The sequence below is a fragment of the Achromobacter sp. DH1f genome, from assembly GCF_000633435.1.
Classification (GTDB): Bacteria; Pseudomonadota; Gammaproteobacteria; order Burkholderiales; family Burkholderiaceae_B; genus Achromobacter; species Achromobacter deleyi.
The window spans coordinates 68,546-84,507 of record NZ_AYMF01000017.1; the positions used below are offsets into that span (position 1 = coordinate 68,546).

At 65.3% G+C, this 15,962-nt stretch carries 15 protein-coding genes; 8 read left to right on the plus strand and 7 right to left on the minus strand.

Translation table 11 applies throughout. The features are described from left to right. Positions 1-301: 301 nt before the first annotated feature. The 6 genes from U858_RS34815 to U858_RS34820 all read left to right on the plus strand — a co-directional run bounded on the left by U858_RS34815 (position 302) and on the right by U858_RS34820 (position 5,926). The gene (locus U858_RS34815; RefSeq protein ID WP_025138029.1) at positions 302-595 is read left to right on the plus strand and encodes a type II toxin-antitoxin system RelE/ParE family toxin; all 294 of its coding nucleotides are present in this window, start codon (positions 302-304) and stop codon (positions 593-595) included. Positions 596-657: 62 nt separating this feature from the next. Further along, positions 658-948, plus strand: a complete 291-nt coding sequence (locus tag U858_RS0115335; RefSeq protein ID WP_029953911.1) for an addiction module antidote protein — start codon at positions 658-660, stop codon at positions 946-948. Between the two features lie 171 nt (positions 949-1,119). After that, complete coding sequence (locus tag U858_RS0115340; RefSeq protein WP_157838808.1) at positions 1,120-1,581, plus strand: hypothetical protein; 462 nt, start codon at positions 1,120-1,122, stop codon at positions 1,579-1,581. Positions 1,582-1,636: 55 nt separating this feature from the next. Next, positions 1,637-4,291 (plus strand): DNA mismatch repair protein MutS, encoded by a 2,655-nt coding sequence (mutS, locus tag U858_RS0115345; RefSeq protein ID WP_025138032.1) that lies wholly within the window; start codon positions 1,637-1,639, stop codon positions 4,289-4,291. Next, positions 4,288-5,481, plus strand: a complete 1,194-nt coding sequence (locus U858_RS0115350) for a cupin domain-containing protein (protein ID WP_025138033.1) — start codon at positions 4,288-4,290, stop codon at positions 5,479-5,481. Before mutS ends, U858_RS0115350 begins: the two co-directional genes overlap by 4 nt. 217 nt (positions 5,482-5,698) lie before the next feature. After that, positions 5,699-5,926: a hypothetical protein gene (locus U858_RS34820; RefSeq protein WP_042885027.1), complete on the plus strand. Its 228-nt coding sequence runs from the start codon at positions 5,699-5,701 to the stop codon at positions 5,924-5,926. Between the two features lie 103 nt (positions 5,927-6,029). Here U858_RS34820 and U858_RS0115360 read toward each other — a convergent pair whose 3' ends face one another. The 3 genes from U858_RS0115360 to U858_RS0115370 all read right to left on the minus strand — a co-directional run bounded on the left by U858_RS0115360 (position 6,030) and on the right by U858_RS0115370 (position 10,243). Continuing rightward, a complete protein-coding gene (locus U858_RS0115360; protein ID WP_029953912.1) occupies positions 6,030-6,974 on the minus strand; it encodes a dihydrodipicolinate synthase family protein in 945 nt (314 codons plus the stop codon). Then, positions 6,971-8,350 (minus strand): MFS transporter, encoded by a 1,380-nt coding sequence (locus tag U858_RS0115365; protein WP_025138036.1) that lies wholly within the window; start codon positions 8,348-8,350, stop codon positions 6,971-6,973. Before U858_RS0115365 ends, U858_RS0115360 begins: the two co-directional genes overlap by 4 nt. 96 nt (positions 8,351-8,446) lie before the next feature. Then, complete coding sequence (locus U858_RS0115370; protein WP_025138037.1) at positions 8,447-10,243, minus strand: IlvD/Edd family dehydratase; 1,797 nt, start codon at positions 10,241-10,243, stop codon at positions 8,447-8,449. Positions 10,244-10,366: 123 nt separating this feature from the next. On the opposite strand from U858_RS0115370, the gene U858_RS0115375 reads away from it, so the two are divergent. After that, a complete protein-coding gene (locus tag U858_RS0115375; protein ID WP_025138038.1) occupies positions 10,367-11,344 on the plus strand; it encodes a LysR substrate-binding domain-containing protein in 978 nt (325 codons plus the stop codon). Positions 11,345-11,470: 126 nt separating this feature from the next. On the opposite strand, the gene bamC is transcribed toward U858_RS0115375, so the two are convergent. The 4 genes from bamC to U858_RS0115395 form a co-directional block, all read right to left on the minus strand. Then, positions 11,471-12,595, minus strand: a complete 1,125-nt coding sequence (gene bamC / locus U858_RS0115380; protein WP_029953916.1) for an outer membrane protein assembly factor BamC — start codon at positions 12,593-12,595, stop codon at positions 11,471-11,473. Positions 12,596-12,612: 17 nt separating this feature from the next. Further along, entirely contained in the window at positions 12,613-13,518 is a 906-nt protein-coding gene (gene dapA / locus U858_RS0115385; RefSeq protein WP_025138040.1) for a 4-hydroxy-tetrahydrodipicolinate synthase, read from the minus strand. Positions 13,519-13,605: 87 nt separating this feature from the next. After that, a complete protein-coding gene (locus U858_RS0115390) occupies positions 13,606-14,253 on the minus strand; it encodes a site-2 protease family protein (protein WP_025138041.1) in 648 nt (215 codons plus the stop codon). Positions 14,254-14,362: 109 nt separating this feature from the next. Further along, positions 14,363-14,989, minus strand: a complete 627-nt coding sequence (locus U858_RS0115395) for an L-threonylcarbamoyladenylate synthase (RefSeq protein ID WP_025138042.1) — start codon at positions 14,987-14,989, stop codon at positions 14,363-14,365. An 88-nt stretch (positions 14,990-15,077) separates the two neighbouring features. Here U858_RS0115395 and U858_RS0115405 point away from each other — a divergent pair, with 88 nt between their 5' ends. Further along, positions 15,078-15,929: a neutral zinc metallopeptidase gene (locus U858_RS0115405; protein WP_025138043.1), complete on the plus strand. Its 852-nt coding sequence runs from the start codon at positions 15,078-15,080 to the stop codon at positions 15,927-15,929. The last annotated feature ends 33 nt before the right edge of the window (positions 15,930-15,962 follow it).

The following is a 15,962-nucleotide window of genomic DNA, read 5'->3' on the forward strand; positions in this document are numbered from 1 at the left end:
AACTCGTCCTATATGCGGGCGTTTTTGCTGTTTGAATGAGTGGATTTGAGTACCGTGCTTCCGTTGATTCAGAAAACGGAACAGTAGTGAAGCAGGAAGAACAGAAGCGACAGGCTCCAGCGTTGCTGTACCTCGCCCAGATCGAAACTGGCAGCGAGGATTTCTGGGCGACTTTGGTAGTCCTCACAGGGATGCGTATTCCATCTGGACATACACCCCTTGGTTGCAAGAGTGTATCCCACAGGCTACACTCAAAACAGGTCGTCTCGATCGCGTTCAGTACTGACCGTGGTGCGAGGTCATGAAGACCATCCGCACTACGTCGGCCTACGACAATTTTGAATCGACTCTAAAGGATCTCGCGATCCGCGCACGTATTCAGGCACGCATCCAACGCTTGGCTCAGGGCAACGCAGGAGATCATCGCCACTTGAAAAAAGGCGTTTCCGAGCTGCGGGTCGATGCCGGCCCGGGATATCGGGTTTATTACACAGAACGCAACCACGAAACGCTGGTCATCCTCTTGGTTGGAGGAGACAAATCCAGTCAACAACGGGATATTTCCTTGGCGTATGAGTTGGTCGATCTACTGTAGTACCTGCTCGACAGCGAGCCCCCAAGGCTAGACCGCTCCAAAAATGCAGGGAGCTGAAAACCATGAAATTGATCACTCGCGAATACGACATCGCCGAACGCCTCCGTACACCGGAAGAAATGGCACTCTACCTTGACGCCTGCATTGAAGAGAGTGACGGCGACGCCGCATTTATCGCCAAGGCCCTGGGCGATATCGCCCGGGCGAAGGGCATGACACAAGTCGCGAGAGATGCTGGTTTGTCCCGAGAAAGCCTGTACAAAGCGCTATCTGGCGACAGGGTTCCTGACTTTTCCACCATTCTGAAAGTCGCGCGCGCATTGGGCCTGCGACTGCACGCCAGCCCGGCCTGATCCCACTTCCAAAAAATTAGCCGTCAGGCTGCTATTCCCCCAAGTTGAATGCACGCTGGGGGGACATGCCGCAGGACTCCCCGTATCCGTCCTATAAACGAGTCCTTTCTCAGTCCTAGCGAACGGTTTTGCTTATTCTGTCTCTGTTGACGCAAAGAACGGAATAGAGCAATGAAGCAGAATGAACTGACGTACAGGCCACCCGGATCCAGCCCGGGAGGCCACATATCCTCGCTCGGCTCAGGGATGCCTGAGGCCGAAAGTGAACGTATGGACTGTTTGGCACGCATTGAAAAGCGCATGGGTGCCATCGACGACACCCTGCGCCGAATCGAAAAGCATCTCGACATGCCCGGTGCTGTCAGTGCGCCTCAAAAAGAGGTCAGCACCGTCCAGACCATTCTCGCAAGCATCGACGGGAAGCTGGATGTTGGACGCATCCGTGCATCAATCGAGAAGTCCCCCAGCGCCATCTACAAGGAGGTCGCCAGCATCATCGCTCTCATCGGGGCAATCTACTTCGGTCTGCAACACCTGCCAGAGAAGATCCTTGTGCCTATTCATTCGTATTTCTTCTCGCCACCGCCCTTAACCCCTGCGCAGACCTCGCCCATGCCCATGGACGCACAATAAACCTCGTGCAACGCGCCCTCCACATCCCCCGCCCCGGCCCGATACAATCACGGGCATGAATTCCGCAACACAACACTCCGCCGCCGACGCCCACGCGGGCCACACCCCCATGATGCAGCAATACCTCCGACTCAAGTCGGAGGCGGGTCCGTTGCTGCTGTTCTACCGCATGGGCGACTTCTATGAAATGTTCTATGAAGATGCCGAGCGCGGCGCGCGGCTGCTCAACCTGACGCTGACCAAGCGGGGCTCGTCCAACGGCACGCCCATCCCGATGGCCGGGCTGCCGGTGCACGCAATGGAGCAGTACCTGGCGCGGCTGGTAGCGGCAGGTGAATCCGTCGCCATCTGCGAACAGATCGGCGATCCGGCTACCTCCAAAGGTCCGGTCGAGCGCCGCATCGTGCGCATCGTCACGCCCGGCACGCTGACCGACGACGCGCTGCTGCCGGCCAAGGCCGATCGTGCGCTGGCCGCGGTGTTCGTGTCCGGCAACGCGCGCGCCCCGCGCGCCGGGCTGGCATGGCTGAACCTGGCCAGCGGCGACTTCCGCGTGACCGAATGCGCGCCGGCGCAGCTGGAGTCCGAGCTGCATCGCGTCGCCCCGGCCGAGATCGTCTGCGCCGACAGCGCGGAATTCGATTTCCCGTTCGAAGGCGCCCGGTCGCGCGTACCCGACTGGCATTTCGAAAGCGATGGCGCGCGTGCGCATCTGCTGGCGCACTTCAAGACCGACACGCTGGCCGGCTTCGACATCGAAGACATGCCCGCGGGCATCTGCGCGGCGGGCGCGCTGCTGCGCTACGCGGCCCGCACGCAATCGCAGGCGCTGGCGCACGTGCAGAGCCTGTCGGCCGAACGGCCCGGCCAGTTCGTGCTGCTGGACCCGGTGACGCGCCGCAACCTGGAATTGACGCAGACCCTGTCCGGCGAAGACGCGCCCACGCTGTTCTCGCTGCTGGATGGCTGCCGCACGCCGATGGGCAGCCGGTTGCTGCGCCGCTGGCTGCACCATCCGCTGCGTGAAAACGAGCAAGCCCACGCCCGCCAGCAAGCCATCTCGGCCCTCTTGGCCGGCCGCATGGATGTCGAGCAGACCTTCGGGTCTGCCGGCCTGCTGGAAGGCCTGCGCAGTGCGCTGAACGCGTTTCCCGACATCGAGCGTATCGCCGCGCGACTGGCGCTGCGCTCGGTGCGTCCGCGCGAACTGGCCAGCCTGCGCGATGCACTGCAGGCCCTGCCGGCGCTGCGCGACCTCGTCGAGCCCATGGGCGACTCGCCGCGCCTGGGCCAGCTGATCTCGCACCTGTCGGTCGACCCGGCGCTGGCCGCCCTGCTGGTGCGCGCCATCGCCGCCGAACCCGCGGTTGCCATCCGCGATGGCGGCGTGCTGGCCACGGGCTTCGATGCCGAACTCGATGAACTGCGCGGCCTGGCCGCCGATGGCGGCGACTTCCTGGTGCAGCTGGAAGCGCGCGAACGCGAACGCACCGGCATCAGCAACCTGCGCGTGGAATTCAACCGCGTGCACGGCTTCTACATCGAAGTCACCAAGGGCCAGACGGCCAAGGTGCCGGAAGACTACCGCCGCCGCCAGACGCTCAAGAACGCCGAACGCTACATCACCCCGGAACTCAAGACCTGGGAAGACAAGGTGCTGTCGGCGCAAGACCGCTCGCTCGCGCGCGAAAAATGGCTGTTCGAGCAATTGCTCGACGTGCTGGCCGAACACGTGCGGCCGCTATCCGACTGCGCCGGTGCGCTGGCCGAACTGGACACGCTGGCCGCCTTGGCCGAACACGCGCGCCGCCACGACTGGATCGCACCCGAACTGTCCGAGCAGGCCGACATCGACATCGACGCGGGCCGCCATCCCGTGGTGGAACATGCGATCGAACGCTTCACGCCCAACGGCTGCCGGCTGGACCCCGCGCGCCGCATGCTGCTGATCACCGGCCCGAACATGGGCGGTAAATCGACCTACATGCGGCAGGTGGCGCTGATCGTGCTGTTGGCGCGCATCGGCAGCTTCGTCCCCGCCGCCCGCGCCCGCATCGGCAAGATCGACCGCATCTTCACGCGCATCGGCGCCGCCGACGACCTGGCCGGCGGCCGCTCGACCTTCATGATGGAAATGACCGAAGCGGCCGCCATCCTGTCGGCCAGCACGCCCAACAGCCTGGTGCTGATGGACGAGATCGGCCGCGGCACGTCCACCTACGACGGCCTGGCGCTGGCCTGGGCGATTGCCTGCCGCCTGCTGGCGCACAACCGCGCCCTGACGCTTTTCGCCACCCACTACTTCGAACTGACGCGCCTGCCGGCCGAACAGCCCGCCTCGGCCAACGTGCACCTGGCCGCGGCCGAATCCGCTGGCGGCATCGTGTTCCTGCACGAAGTGCGCGAAGGCCCCGCCAGCCGCAGCTACGGGATTCAGGTGGCGCAGCGCGCGGGCGTGCCCGCCGCCGTGATCCGCCAGGCCACCCGCGAACTTGAACGCCTGGAAGCGCAAGGCGCACCCACGCCGCAGCTGGGCCTGTTCTCGGCCGCGGCCGATGCCGACGCGCAGGCCTACGCCGAAGCCGACCGCGCCGACGCCATCGAGGCCCTGGACACCCTGCGCGACGAACTCGCCGGCATCGACCCCGACAGCCTGACCCCGCGCGAAGCGCTGGACGCCCTCTATCGCCTGAAAAAGCACCTGCAATGAACCTCGATCATCCCCTGCCGCTGCTGGGCAACCAGAGCCCCAACGACTTCATGCGCCGCTACTGGCAGAAGAAGCCGCTCTTGATCCGCCAGGCCATTCCCGACTTCAAGCCGCCCGTCACCATCGCGGCCATCAAGAAGCTGGCCCGCCGCGACGATGTCGAGTCGCGCCTGATCTGGCGCGAGAACGGTGAATGGCAGATGGAAAGCGGCCCCTTCGCCCGCCTGCCGAAAGACAACGAAGGCGACTGGACCCTGCTGGTGCAAAGCGTGGACCTGCACAGCGACGCCGCGGCCGAATTGATGCAGCAGTTCCGCTTCATTCCCGATGCGCGCCTGGACGACGTGATGATCAGCATCGCCAGCCACGGCGGCGGCGTGGGCCCGCACTTCGACAGCTACGACGTCTTCCTGCTGCAGGCCGCCGGTGAACGCGAGTGGCGCTACGGCCGCCAGAAAGACCTGTCGCTGGAACCCGGCCTGCCGCTCAAAATCCTGAGCCGCTTCGAACCCGAGGCACAGGCCGTGCTCGCCCCCGGCGACATGCTGTACCTGCCGCCCCAGGCCGCGCACGACGGCATCGCCGCGGGCGACGGCTGCATGACCATCTCCATCGGTTTTCGCGCCCCCACGCAAGCCACGCTGGCCCGCGGCCTGCTGGAAGCCGCGGCCGACCAGGTCATGGCGCGCGTCGGCCTGCTGGGCGGACCTTACGGTGAACCGGCACTGCCCGGCCCCAAGCTGTCGGCCGTGTACCGCGACCCCGCCCAGGCCGCCGTCACGACGCCGGCCCAGGTGCCCGACGCGCTGGTCGAAGCGACCTTGGAAACCGTGCAGAAGCTGCGCTTTGACGACGCGCTGGCCTCGCGCTTTCTGGGCTGCTGGCTGACCGAGCCCAGCAACCTCAGCGTCTTCGACGCGCCCGAAGGCCTGGACGTGGACCTGGAAGAAGACTGGCCCACGGCCGGCAAGCTGGTGCTGGACCGCCGCAGCCGCATGCTCTACCGCGGCAAGCAGTTGTTCATCAACGGCGAAACCGCCATGACGCCGGCCTCGGCCGCGCTGTGCAAGCTGGCCGATGCGCGCAGCCTGGACTGCGCCGACCCCGCCTGCGCACGCCTGTCTGACGAAGCCCGCTCGTGCCTGGCCGATTGGCTGGATTCAGGGTGGATTCATTACGTGGCCTCGTAGTATCCAGACACCTATACGTATCTGTGTTGCACAGAACGCAATGAGGTCTGTGCGCCGGGTCACATAAGGAAAGACATCACACGTGGCAGAAAGGTTTGTTGCCGTTGGGATGCGACCTTTTTAATTTTCACACTCGCATGGCTTACGCCTTCCTGTAGCCTGGGTTCTGGTTTCCCCTGACGGGGTTTCAAGAGTCGTCATCTACAGGAGTCCAAAAATGATGAGCAAAACCTTGATTATTGCGTCGGTGCTGGCGGTGTCGCTCAGCGCCTGCAACAAGAAGGAAGATGCCCCGGCGCCCGCGAACAACCCCACTCCGGGCGCGAGCACCCCCGCGCCTTCCACCACCCCGCCGGCCACCTCGCCGGCTCCGGCCCCCACGCCCGGCACCACGCCTGGCGGCGGTTCGAACAGCCCGGGCGGCTCGACCACGCCCGCATCGTAATTAGAGAAGAACCCCCGCTCTAGGTACGACAAAGCCCCGGCAGCGATGCCGGGGCTTTTGTTTGGGCGACCGTTCAAGCCCGACCTGCCAAGCACGGTGCCTGTTAGCGCCAGGTGCCCCAGCGCAACACCGCCGCGTCCAATCGCCTCGCGATGTCGATCAGCTCGGCGCGTGTCTGCGGCCGCAGTGGGGGGAAGGGATGCCGCGGCGCCTCGCACGCGATCACGCCCCCCTCCTTCATCAGGGCCTTGGCGGCCAGCAAGCCTGCCTGGCGATTCTCGTGGTTGATCAACGGCAACCAGCGTTGATACCGCTCGAAAGCCAGGTCCGCATTGCCCTCTTGATGCGCCTCGATGATCGGCCGAATTCCGTCGGGAAAACCTCCGCCCGTCATCGAACCGGTCGCGCCGGCGGCCAGGTCAGCCAGCAACGTAATGGCCTCCTCGCCATCCCACGGCCCTTCCACGGCATCGCCGCCCAGACGGATCAGATCGCGCAGCTTGTTCGCGGCCCCCGGCGTTTCGATCTTGAAGTACGAAACCTGTTCGATTTCTCGGGCCATCCTGGCGAGCAATTCCGCGCTCAGCACGGTTCCGCTGGCGGGCGCGTCCTGAATCATGATGGGAATATCGATGGCATCCGACAGATGCGCGTAGAAAGACACAATCTGCGTTTCCGGCACCCGGAAGGTCGCACCATGGTACGGCGGCATGACCATCACCATCGCCGCCCCCATGGCCTGGGCCTCGATGCTGCGGCGCGCGCAGATAGCGGTGCTGTAGTGCGAGGTCGTCACAATGACCGGCACCCGGCCTGCCACGTGCTCAAGCACCGTCCGGGTGATGCGATCGCGTTCATCGTCGGCCAGCGAAAACTGCTCGGAAAAGTTGGCAAGAATGCACAGGCCGTCCACACCGGCATCGATCATGAAATCGACCGCCCGCTTCTGGCTGTGCAGATCCAGTTCGCCAGTCTCGGTGAAGGTCGTGGGCACGACCGGGAAAATGCCCTGGTAGCGCGGGACGCGCCGGGTAAGGTTAGGGATCATGGGGTGATATCGACAGGATGGTTGGAAGGGATGGCCGACGGCGATGCCGCCGGGCGCAAGGCGGCGCGCACCACGAAGGTCATGACCACGGCCAGCAACAGCATGGCCGCCAGGAAATACAGCCCGGCCGACAGGCTGCCGGTAGCATCCTTGATCATGCCGACGCCGTAGGGGCCCAGATAGCCGCCCAGGTTGGCCAGCGAGTTGATCATCGCGATGCCCACCGCCGCCCCGGCGCCGGTCAGGAACTCGCCAGGCAACGCCCAGACGACGGCCTGGATCGAGTAGATCGAAAACGCGGTCAGGCAGATGAACAGGAACTGCCAAGCCGGCGACTGCACCCACGCGCTCAACGCCATCGTCGCGGCGGCCACCGCCGACACGATCGCAATGTGCCAGTAGCGTTCGCCCTTGCGGTCCGAGTGGCGCGGCACCAGGCACAGGCCGACCACCGCGAACAGGTACGGCACGGCGGACAGGAAGCCGGTCGCTGCGTCACTGACGCCGAACTGCTTGATGATCGTCGGCAACCACAATGACAGGCCGTAGATGCTCAGCGGAAACGGCAGGAACAGCAGGGCCAGCAGCAACACGCGTTTGTCCTTGAGCGCTTTCAGCGGATTGCCATGCGGCTTGAGCCCATAGGCGGCCTTGTCCGCGGCCAATTCGCGTTCGATCCAGGCCCGGTCCGACGCCGGTAGCCAGGCGGCGCCCGCGGGCGAATCCGGCAGCAGCCGCAACGTGGGCAGGCAGAGCAGCACGGCCGGCAAGCCGCTGAGCACGAACAGCAGTTGCCAGTTGCTCATGCCGCCCCAACCTTGCGTGGACAGCACCAGGCCCGCGATCGGCCCGGTCACGATCAGGGCCACCGGCTGGGCCAGCACCAGCAGGCCGATGATGCGCGCGCGATGCCGCATCGGAAACCACTTGGTCAGAAAGTACAAGATGCCGGGATACAGCCCCGCTTCGGCCGCGCCCAGCAGGAAGCGCAGTAGGTAGAAGCTGGTCGCGCCGGCCGTCAGGGCCATGGCCATCGTGATCACGCCCCAGGTGAACAGGATGCGCGCGAACCAGCGGCGTGCACCGAAGCGCTCCAGCGCCAGGTTGCTGGGCACCTCGAACAGGAAGTACCCGACAAAGAACAGCCCTGCGCCCAAGCCATAGGCGGCGTCGCTGATGCCGACGGCCGCATTCATGTGCAGCTTGGCAAACCCCACGACCGACCGGTCGATGTAGGCCACCACGTAAATCAATGCCAGGAAGGGAATCAGGCGGCGCGTCAGCATGCGGATGATGCGCGCTTCATCAAGCGGATTGGCGTTCCGGTCGGGCGGGGATCCCGTGCTTGCGCGCACGGGGCTTCTGACTTCAGTCATGAGTCTGTCTCCATGGTTTTGGGAAAGATCGGGGGTCGTGTCGCCCCCGTGGGTGATCCCGGGCCTGTCAGCGCCAAAAGGCGCTTCGCACAGGCCCTAATGCGAGTGGCGCGGCACGGCGTGGCCCCGGCAGCCGACCAGGAAGTCCAGGTCGCAGCCTTCATCCGCTTGCAGCACGTGGTCGACATACAGCTTGCGATAGCCGCCTTCGGCAGGCGCTTGTTGCGGCCTGATGCCGGCCATGCGGCGCGCGTATTCGGCGTCGCCGATATCCAGATGCAGACGGCCGGTTTCGCAATCGAGTTCGATCCAGTCGCCGTCCCGCACGATCGCCAGCGGGCCGCCGGCAGCGGCCTCGGGCGCCACGTGCAGCACGACAGTGCCGTATGCGGTGCCGCTCATGCGGGCATCCGAGATACGCACCATGTCCTTGACGCCACGCCGCAGCAGCTTGGGCGGCAGCCCCATGTTGCCCACCTCGGCCATGCCCGGATAGCCACGGGGGCCGCAATGCTTGAGCACCAGCACCGAGTCTTCGTCCACGTCCAGCGACTCGTCGACGATGCGCGCCTTGTAGTGTTCGAGGTTTTCGAAGACCACCGCGCGCCCCCGGTGCCGCAGCAGGCGCGGCGTTGCCGCCGAGGGCTTGAGCACCGCGCCGCGCGGCGCCAGGTTGCCGCGCAGGATGCGAATGCTGCCGTCGGGCAGCAGCGGCTTGTCCAGCGGGCGTATCACCTCATCGTTGTAATGCGGCGCATCCTTGACGTTGTCCCACAGCGACTTGCCGTTTACCGTCAACGCCTGGGGATGCGGCAGGCGCCCGGCCTCGCCCAGGCGGCGCAGCACGGCGGGCAGACCGCCGGCGTAAAAGAACTCTTCCATCAGGAAGCGCCCCGAGGGCATCAGGTCGACGATCGTCGGCGTATCGCGGCCGACGGCGGTCCAATCTTCAAGCTCCAACGGCACGCCGATGCGGCCGGCGATGGCCTTCAGGTGAATGACGGCGTTGGTCGACCCACCTATCGCCGCGTTGGTGCGGATGGCGTTCTCGAAGGCCTCGCGGGTCAGCACCTTGGAGAGCGACAGCCCCTGCCTGGCCATCTCGACAATGCGAATGCCGGACATATGGGCCAACACATAGCGACGCGCATCCACCGCCGGTATCGCCGCGTTGTGCGGCAGCGATACGCCCAGCGCCTCGGCCATGCAGGCCATGGTCGAGGCCGTACCCATTGTGTTGCAAGTGCCGGCCGAACGCGACATGCCGGCTTCGGCCGACAGGAACTGGTGCAGGTCGATATCGCCGGCCTTGAGCGACTCGTGCAACTGCCAGACCGCCGTGCCCGACCCGATATCCTTGCCGTCCAGCTTGCCGTTGAGCATCGGCCCGCCTGACACCAGAATGGCCGGCACATCGCAACTGGCCGCGCCCATCAGCAAAGCGGGAGTGGTCTTGTCGCACCCTGCCAGCAGCACGACCGCATCGATGGGATTGCCGCGGATGGCCTCTTCCACGTCCATCGCAGCCAGGTTGCGCGTCAGCATCGCGGTCGGGCGAAGGTTGGATTCGCCGTTCGAGAACACCGGAAATTCCACCGGAAAGCCGCCTGCCTCGTAGACGCCGCGCTTGACGTGTTCGGCCAGCTTGCGAAAGTGGGCGTTGCAGGGCGTCAGTTCGGACCAGGTATTACAGATGCCGATGATCGGGCGGCCATCGAACTCGTGATTGGGAATGCCCTGGTTCTTCATCCAGCTGCGGTACATGAAGCCATTCTTGTCCGCCGTGCCGAACCAGGCCGTCGAACGCAACCTCGGGGTCGCGTTTGGCGCGGCTTCTTCGGCTTGGGCGTCATCGGCCGCGGGATCGGGATGGGATGCGGTGAGGTCCGCCATGCATGTCTCCAAGCGTTGTCGTTATGTCTGCGGGCCAGTGTAGGAAGATTGCTGCTACTCTTCTAATGAAGTCTTGGCCGGAAGCCATATCGATTCAGGCATCAGTGCTAACCCCTATCCCGCATGCATAACGCCGCCATCCGAGCCAGCCACACCCGACTGAAAACACGCCAATTGCTGCTGTTGGTGGCACTGGCCGACGAAGGCAGCATCCATCGCGCGGCCGACCGCCTGGCGATGACGCAGCCGGCGGCATCCAAATTGCTGCGCGAACTGGAAGACCTGCTCGACGCACCGTTATTCCTGCGCCTGGCGCGCGGCATCGAACCCACGCTTTACGGCCAGGCAATGATCCGCCATGCCCGTGCGGCGATCGGCAGCCTGGAACAGGCCCACACCGAAGTGCAGGCCCTGAAAACCGGACAGATGGGCAGCGTCGCCATCGGCGCCATCACCTCGCCCGGCGTGCGCCTGCTGCCGGCCGCCGTCGCGCTGGCCATGCAGCGCAGCCCGGGCCTGCGGATATCGGTGGAAATCGACAGCAGCAATGTCCTGCTGGAACGCCTGGCGCACGAGAGGCTGGACATCGTGGTCGGCCGACTATCGCCCGAACACGACAAGACGCAGCTGCGTTACGAGCCGCTGGCCGAAGAACCGGTCTGTGCGGCCGTGCGTGTGGGTCATCCCCTGGCCGGCGCAGCCGGCCTGACGCTGGAGCAGGCCGCCGCGTGGACGTGGCTGATCCCGCCTGCGGGCAGCGTGCTGCGCCATCGATTCGAATTGATGTTCCGCCGCGCCAGCCTGCCGCCGCCGGACAAGGTGGTGGAAACCGCCGCGCCCCTGTTCCTGACGCGCATGCTGGTGCAGTCCGACATGGTGGCTGTGCTGACGCTGGACGTTGCCCAGCACTATGCCCGCTATGGCATGCTCGAGACCCTGCCGCTGGATCTGCCCTGCCACATGGACGACTTCGGCATCATCACGCCGACCGACCGGCTGGCCACGCCCGCCACGGAACGGGTGTTGGAAGCGCTGCGCGAGACGGGCCGCGCCGTCTATCGGACGCCCTCGGCCGATGCCGAGCCGTCCATAGAACGTTGAGCCGCCACGCAGGCCAAAAAAAATCCACCCCATCGGGGTGGATCTTGCAAGACTGAGTCCGAGATTCAAGGCCCACGCAGGGGCCTTTGAACCGGGCGGGCGCTAGCTCAGCGCCCGCGGTCGGCATCACATCTTGTCTTTCAGCACGCTCAAGAGACGCTGGGCAGTGGCGCTGCTGTCGCGTTCGCCCTTGGCATCGAGCACCGTCACGTTGGTCTGGTCGCCGCTGGCGGTCAGATGGATGCGGTACTGCGGCGCTTCGGCCTTCTTGTCGCCTGAGAACATGCGGCTGAAGAAGCCCGGCTGGTCGATCTTCTCGCCCGTGTCGGTGTCGAAGTAGCGCACGAAGTAGTCGCCGGCCGAACGGTCGCGATCGTCCACGGCGAAGCCGCCGCCGTCCAGCGCGACGCCGACACGACGCCATGCGCGGTCGAACGATTCGTTGACGATCAGCAGCGCGCCCTGGGAGCGGACGTCCTGTTGCACCGCCGGCTTTTGCGGCGCGGCTTCAGCCTGCTGCACCAGCTTGCGGGCGTTGTCGACGTCAGAGCCCAGGTAGACCATCATGCGCGCCAGCATGGCGGCGTTCAGGCCCGGGTCTTCCTTGCCGTTCTGCCACTGCACTTGCGAGCCGTCGCCGCCAACGCGCTTTTCGAGCATCTGGCGGTGGCTGACGTAGACTTCGGTGTGGCCGTTGACGCGTTCGACGCGGGTGCGGAATTTCTCGCGCTCGCCGCTATCCCAGGCCGATTCCAGCACCGCGCCCAACGCTTGGCGCAGCCAGCTTTCCGGGATCTTGGCGCGGTTTTCCGCCCAGTCGGTTTCGATCAGGCCGGCGCCAGGGTTGTTGCTGGCCACGGTGAAACCATTTTCGGTCCAGAAGTCGACCAGACGCGGGAAGACATCTTCGGGGGCACGGTCGACGACCAGCCAACGCAGGTCGCCGTCGCGCTCGACACGCATGTCCTGGCGGCCGGGCAGCACGTTGCTGGCCTTGGGGCTGGTGGCTTGCGCCTGGCCCTGTTGCTGGAACTGCGAGTACGTCGTCGAGCCGGAAGCGGGCGCGCGGTAGCGCGGATCGCTGGCGGCCTGGGTCAGGTCAGGCGGAATGCTCAAAGGCTCTCCACGCTGAGTGACGGCGCTCTTGTAGTTGACGGATTCTTCATTGCCCAGGAATTGGTTGACCTCGCTGCAGCCGGCCAACAACACCAGAGACATCAATGCCGACAGACCGGCATGACGCTTGTTCATACGTATCCTCACGATATTTAGAGCAGACCCGTTTCCTGGAGCACACGACGCACCGATTCATGGTGCTGCGCCCCCAGTTCAACCAGCGGAAGCCGGTAGCCCAGTGCGGTGCGGCCCATTTCGGCCAACGCCCACTTGACGGGGATAGGATTGGCTTCAACGAACAAAGCCTTGTTCAGACGAGCCAAATGCGCATTTAGTTCACGCACCTTGGGCACATTGCCCGCGAGCGCGGCCGCGCACAGATCGCGCATGAGCTTGGGCGCGACGTTGGCGGTAACGGAGATATTGCCGCGAGCGCCCAGCAGGATCAGGGCGGCGGCGGTGGGGTCATCGCCGCTGAAGACCTGGAAGCTGGCAGGCGCTTCGCGCAGCAGCAGGCCGCCGCGGGCGATGTCCCCGGTGGCGTCCTTGATGCCGATGATGCCCGGCACCTGAGCCAGGCGCAGAACCGTTTCGTTGCTCATGTCGGCAACGGTGCGGCCCGGCACGTTGTACAGGATGGTGGGCAGGTCCACCGCTTCCGCGATGGTGCGGAAGTGGCGGTACAGGCCTTCTTGCGAGGGCTTGTTGTAGTACGGAACCACGGACAGGCCGGCCTGCGCGCCCACCGCCTTGGCGTGACGGGTCAGGTGGATGGCTTCGTCGGTGGAGTTGGCGCCCACGCCGGCGATGACCGGGATGCGGCCCGCGGCATGTTCAACCGCCACGCGGATGAGTTCCGCGTGTTCTTCCATGGAAACCGTCGGCGACTCCCCGGTGGTGCCCACCACCACGAGCGCGTCGGTACCTTCCTGGATATGCCAGTCGATCAACGACCGGTAGGCAGCGTAGTCAAGGCTGCCGTCGGGCTGCATCGGGGTGACGAGGGCCACCATGCTGCCCTGGAAATTAACGCCTGCGGCGGTTGCAGGGGATGCCATAAATGAAGGGCTCCAACGCCCCATGGCGGGATGCCTCAGGGCCAGAATCAATGAAACCGCTGAGTTTAACGGATATTGGCCGAATTCCTACAGAAACCACTGAACGATTGTCGTTCCTAACGCCAGGATCGGACGCATCAATATCCAGAGCACATCGGTGACCAGCAGGACGATCACGATGACCAGGCCATACGGCTCGATTTTCGAGTATTGCCAGGCCAGCCGGTTGGGCAGCAGGCTGAAAACGATGCGTCCCCCATCGAGCGGCGGGATGGGCAGCAGGTTCAGCGCCATCAGCACCAGGTTGACCTGGACGCCGGCCATGGCCATTTCGTACCAGAAGGTTTCCTGCATGCCCGATTCCAGGAACAGGCGCAGCGAAAACACCCACAGGATGGCCATGAGCAGGTTGGCGGCCGGGCCGGCCAGCGCCACCCACAGCATGTCTTTCTTGGGCCGGCGCAGGCGGCCGAAATCCACCGGCACGGGCTTGGCCCAGCCGAACAGCATGGCCGAACCGCCCATGAGCTTGGACATCAGCAGGATCACGGCCGGCACCAGCAACGTGCCGATGGGATCGATGTGGCGCGCCGGGTTCAGGCTGACGCGGCCGGCCTGATAGGCGGTGGGGTCGCCCAGCATGCGCGCGACATAGCCGTGGGCGGCCTCATGCAGCGTGATGGCAAAGATGACCGGTATCGCGTAGACCGCGATGGTTTGGATGAAGTCGTTCATGGCGAACCGGATTGTAGAGGAGCCGCATGACGATATGCACCGCATGGGGCACATCGCAGCGTGCGCGCCGGACGCCTGTGCGCCCGGCGGTGGAGCATGACGGGCGGATTCAGGCCAGGCCCAGCGTGGCCGGATCGCCGCGGCCCACGCGCACCACGACCGGCTCTTCGCTGGTGAGGTCGATGACGGTGGTGGGCGAATGCGGGCAGGCGCCGGCATCGATGATGGCGGCCAGTTGATGATCGTAGCGTTCGCGGATGGCTTCGGCGTCGTTCAGCGCTTCGGTCTCGTCCTTGGGGATGAGCGTGGTGGAAAGGAGCGGCGCCCCCACCTGTTCGAGCAGCCCCAGCATGACCGCGTGATCGGGCACGCGGATGCCGATGGTCTTGCGCGACGGATGCGACACGCGGCGCGGCACTTCCTTGGTGGCTTCGAGGATGAAGGTCCAGGGGCCGGGCGTGGCGACCTTGAGCAGGCGGTACTGGCGGTTGTCGACGCGGGCGAAATGGCCGATTTCAGCCAGGTCGCGGCACAGCAGCGTGAGGTGATGGCGTTCGTCCAGGCCACGCAGGCGGCGCAGGCCGTCGGCGGCGTTCTTGTCGTCCAGGCGCGCGACCACCGCATAGCTGGAGTCGGTGGGCACCGCCACCAGGCCCCCGTCGTTCAGCCATTGGGCGGCCTGCTTGAGCAGGCGCGGTTGGGGATTCGCGGGGTGGATATCTAAATGAAGGGCCATGGGATTATCCTAACACTCTTGAAGGCCGCCCTGCCAACGGCGGCGAAGCAACACATGGCGGCCCAGCCGGCCCGCCCGGAGACACAGTATGCGCCTTGATGATTCCCGCGAAAGCGACAATGTGGAAGACCGCCGCGCCAGCGGCCCGCGCATCGGCGGACGCGGCACCATCGGCATCGGCACCATCGTGCTGGCGCTGGTGGCCATGTATTTCGGCGTCGACCCCAGCGTGGTGCTGCAGATGGCCGAAGGCCCGCCGACGCAGCAGCAGGCGCCCGCCACCAAGCCGCCCGCCAACGACCCGCAAGCCCGGTTCGTGTCCAAGGTGCTGGGCGAAACCGAAGACACCTGGAGCGCCATTTTTCAGAAAGATCTGAACCGCCAGTACGTGGCACCCAAGCTGGTGCTGTTTCGCGGCGCCACGCCCACGGCCTGCGGCACGGGGCAGGCGGCGATGGGCCCGTTCTACTGCCCGGCCGACAGCAAGGTGTATATCGACCTGGCGTTCTTCGACGAATTGCAGAACCGCTTCAAAGCGCCCGGCGACTTCGCGCAGGCCTACGTGATTGCCCACGAGGTCGGCCATCACGTGCAGCATCTGCTGGGTATCTCGGACCAGGTCGACAACCTGCGCCGCCGCAATCCGTCGCAGGCCAACGCCCTGTCGGTCCGGCTGGAGCTGCAGGCCGATTGCTTTGCGGGGCTGTGGGCGCAGCGCGCCAATGCGGCGCGCAACATCCTGGAAGGCGGCGATGTCGAAGAAGCGCTGGCCGCGGCCACCGCCATCGGCGACGACCGGCTGCAAAAGCAGAGCCAGGGCTATGTGGTGCCGGACGCCTTCACGCACGGCTCGTCGGCCCAGCGGGTGCGTTGGTTCAAGCGCGGCCTGGACAGCGGCAGCCTGAAGCAATGCGACACCTTCGCCGCCAGTTCGCTGTAGCCGGACGCGGGGCCGCCAATCCCGATAGCCGGC

Coding starts and splice junctions, on each gene's coding strand:
- bamC (WP_029953916.1), bottom strand. CDS start 12,595: ATGAACAAGCGTCATGCCGGTCTGTCGGCATTGATGTCTCTGGTGTTG.
- U858_RS34815 (WP_025138029.1), top strand. CDS start 302: ATGAAGACCATCCGCACTACGTCGGCCTACGACAATTTTGAATCGACT.
- U858_RS0115370 (WP_025138037.1), bottom strand. CDS start 10,243: ATGGCGGACCTCACCGCATCCCATCCCGATCCCGCGGCCGATGACGCC.
- U858_RS0115405 (WP_025138043.1), top strand. CDS start 15,078: ATGCGCCTTGATGATTCCCGCGAAAGCGACAATGTGGAAGACCGCCGC.
- U858_RS0115375 (WP_025138038.1), top strand. CDS start 10,367: ATGCATAACGCCGCCATCCGAGCCAGCCACACCCGACTGAAAACACGC.
- mutS (WP_025138032.1), top strand. CDS start 1,637: ATGAATTCCGCAACACAACACTCCGCCGCCGACGCCCACGCGGGCCAC.
- dapA (WP_025138040.1), bottom strand. CDS start 13,518: ATGGCATCCCCTGCAACCGCCGCAGGCGTTAATTTCCAGGGCAGCATG.
- U858_RS0115335 (WP_029953911.1), top strand. CDS start 658: ATGAAATTGATCACTCGCGAATACGACATCGCCGAACGCCTCCGTACA.
- U858_RS0115360 (WP_029953912.1), bottom strand. CDS start 6,974: ATGATCCCTAACCTTACCCGGCGCGTCCCGCGCTACCAGGGCATTTTC.
- U858_RS0115350 (WP_025138033.1), top strand. CDS start 4,288: ATGAACCTCGATCATCCCCTGCCGCTGCTGGGCAACCAGAGCCCCAAC.
- U858_RS0115340 (WP_157838808.1), top strand. CDS start 1,120: ATGAAGCAGAATGAACTGACGTACAGGCCACCCGGATCCAGCCCGGGA.
- U858_RS34820 (WP_042885027.1), top strand. CDS start 5,699: ATGATGAGCAAAACCTTGATTATTGCGTCGGTGCTGGCGGTGTCGCTC.
- U858_RS0115395 (WP_025138042.1), bottom strand. CDS start 14,989: ATGGCCCTTCATTTAGATATCCACCCCGCGAATCCCCAACCGCGCCTG.
- U858_RS0115365 (WP_025138036.1), bottom strand. CDS start 8,350: ATGACTGAAGTCAGAAGCCCCGTGCGCGCAAGCACGGGATCCCCGCCC.
- U858_RS0115390 (WP_025138041.1), bottom strand. CDS start 14,253: ATGAACGACTTCATCCAAACCATCGCGGTCTACGCGATACCGGTCATC.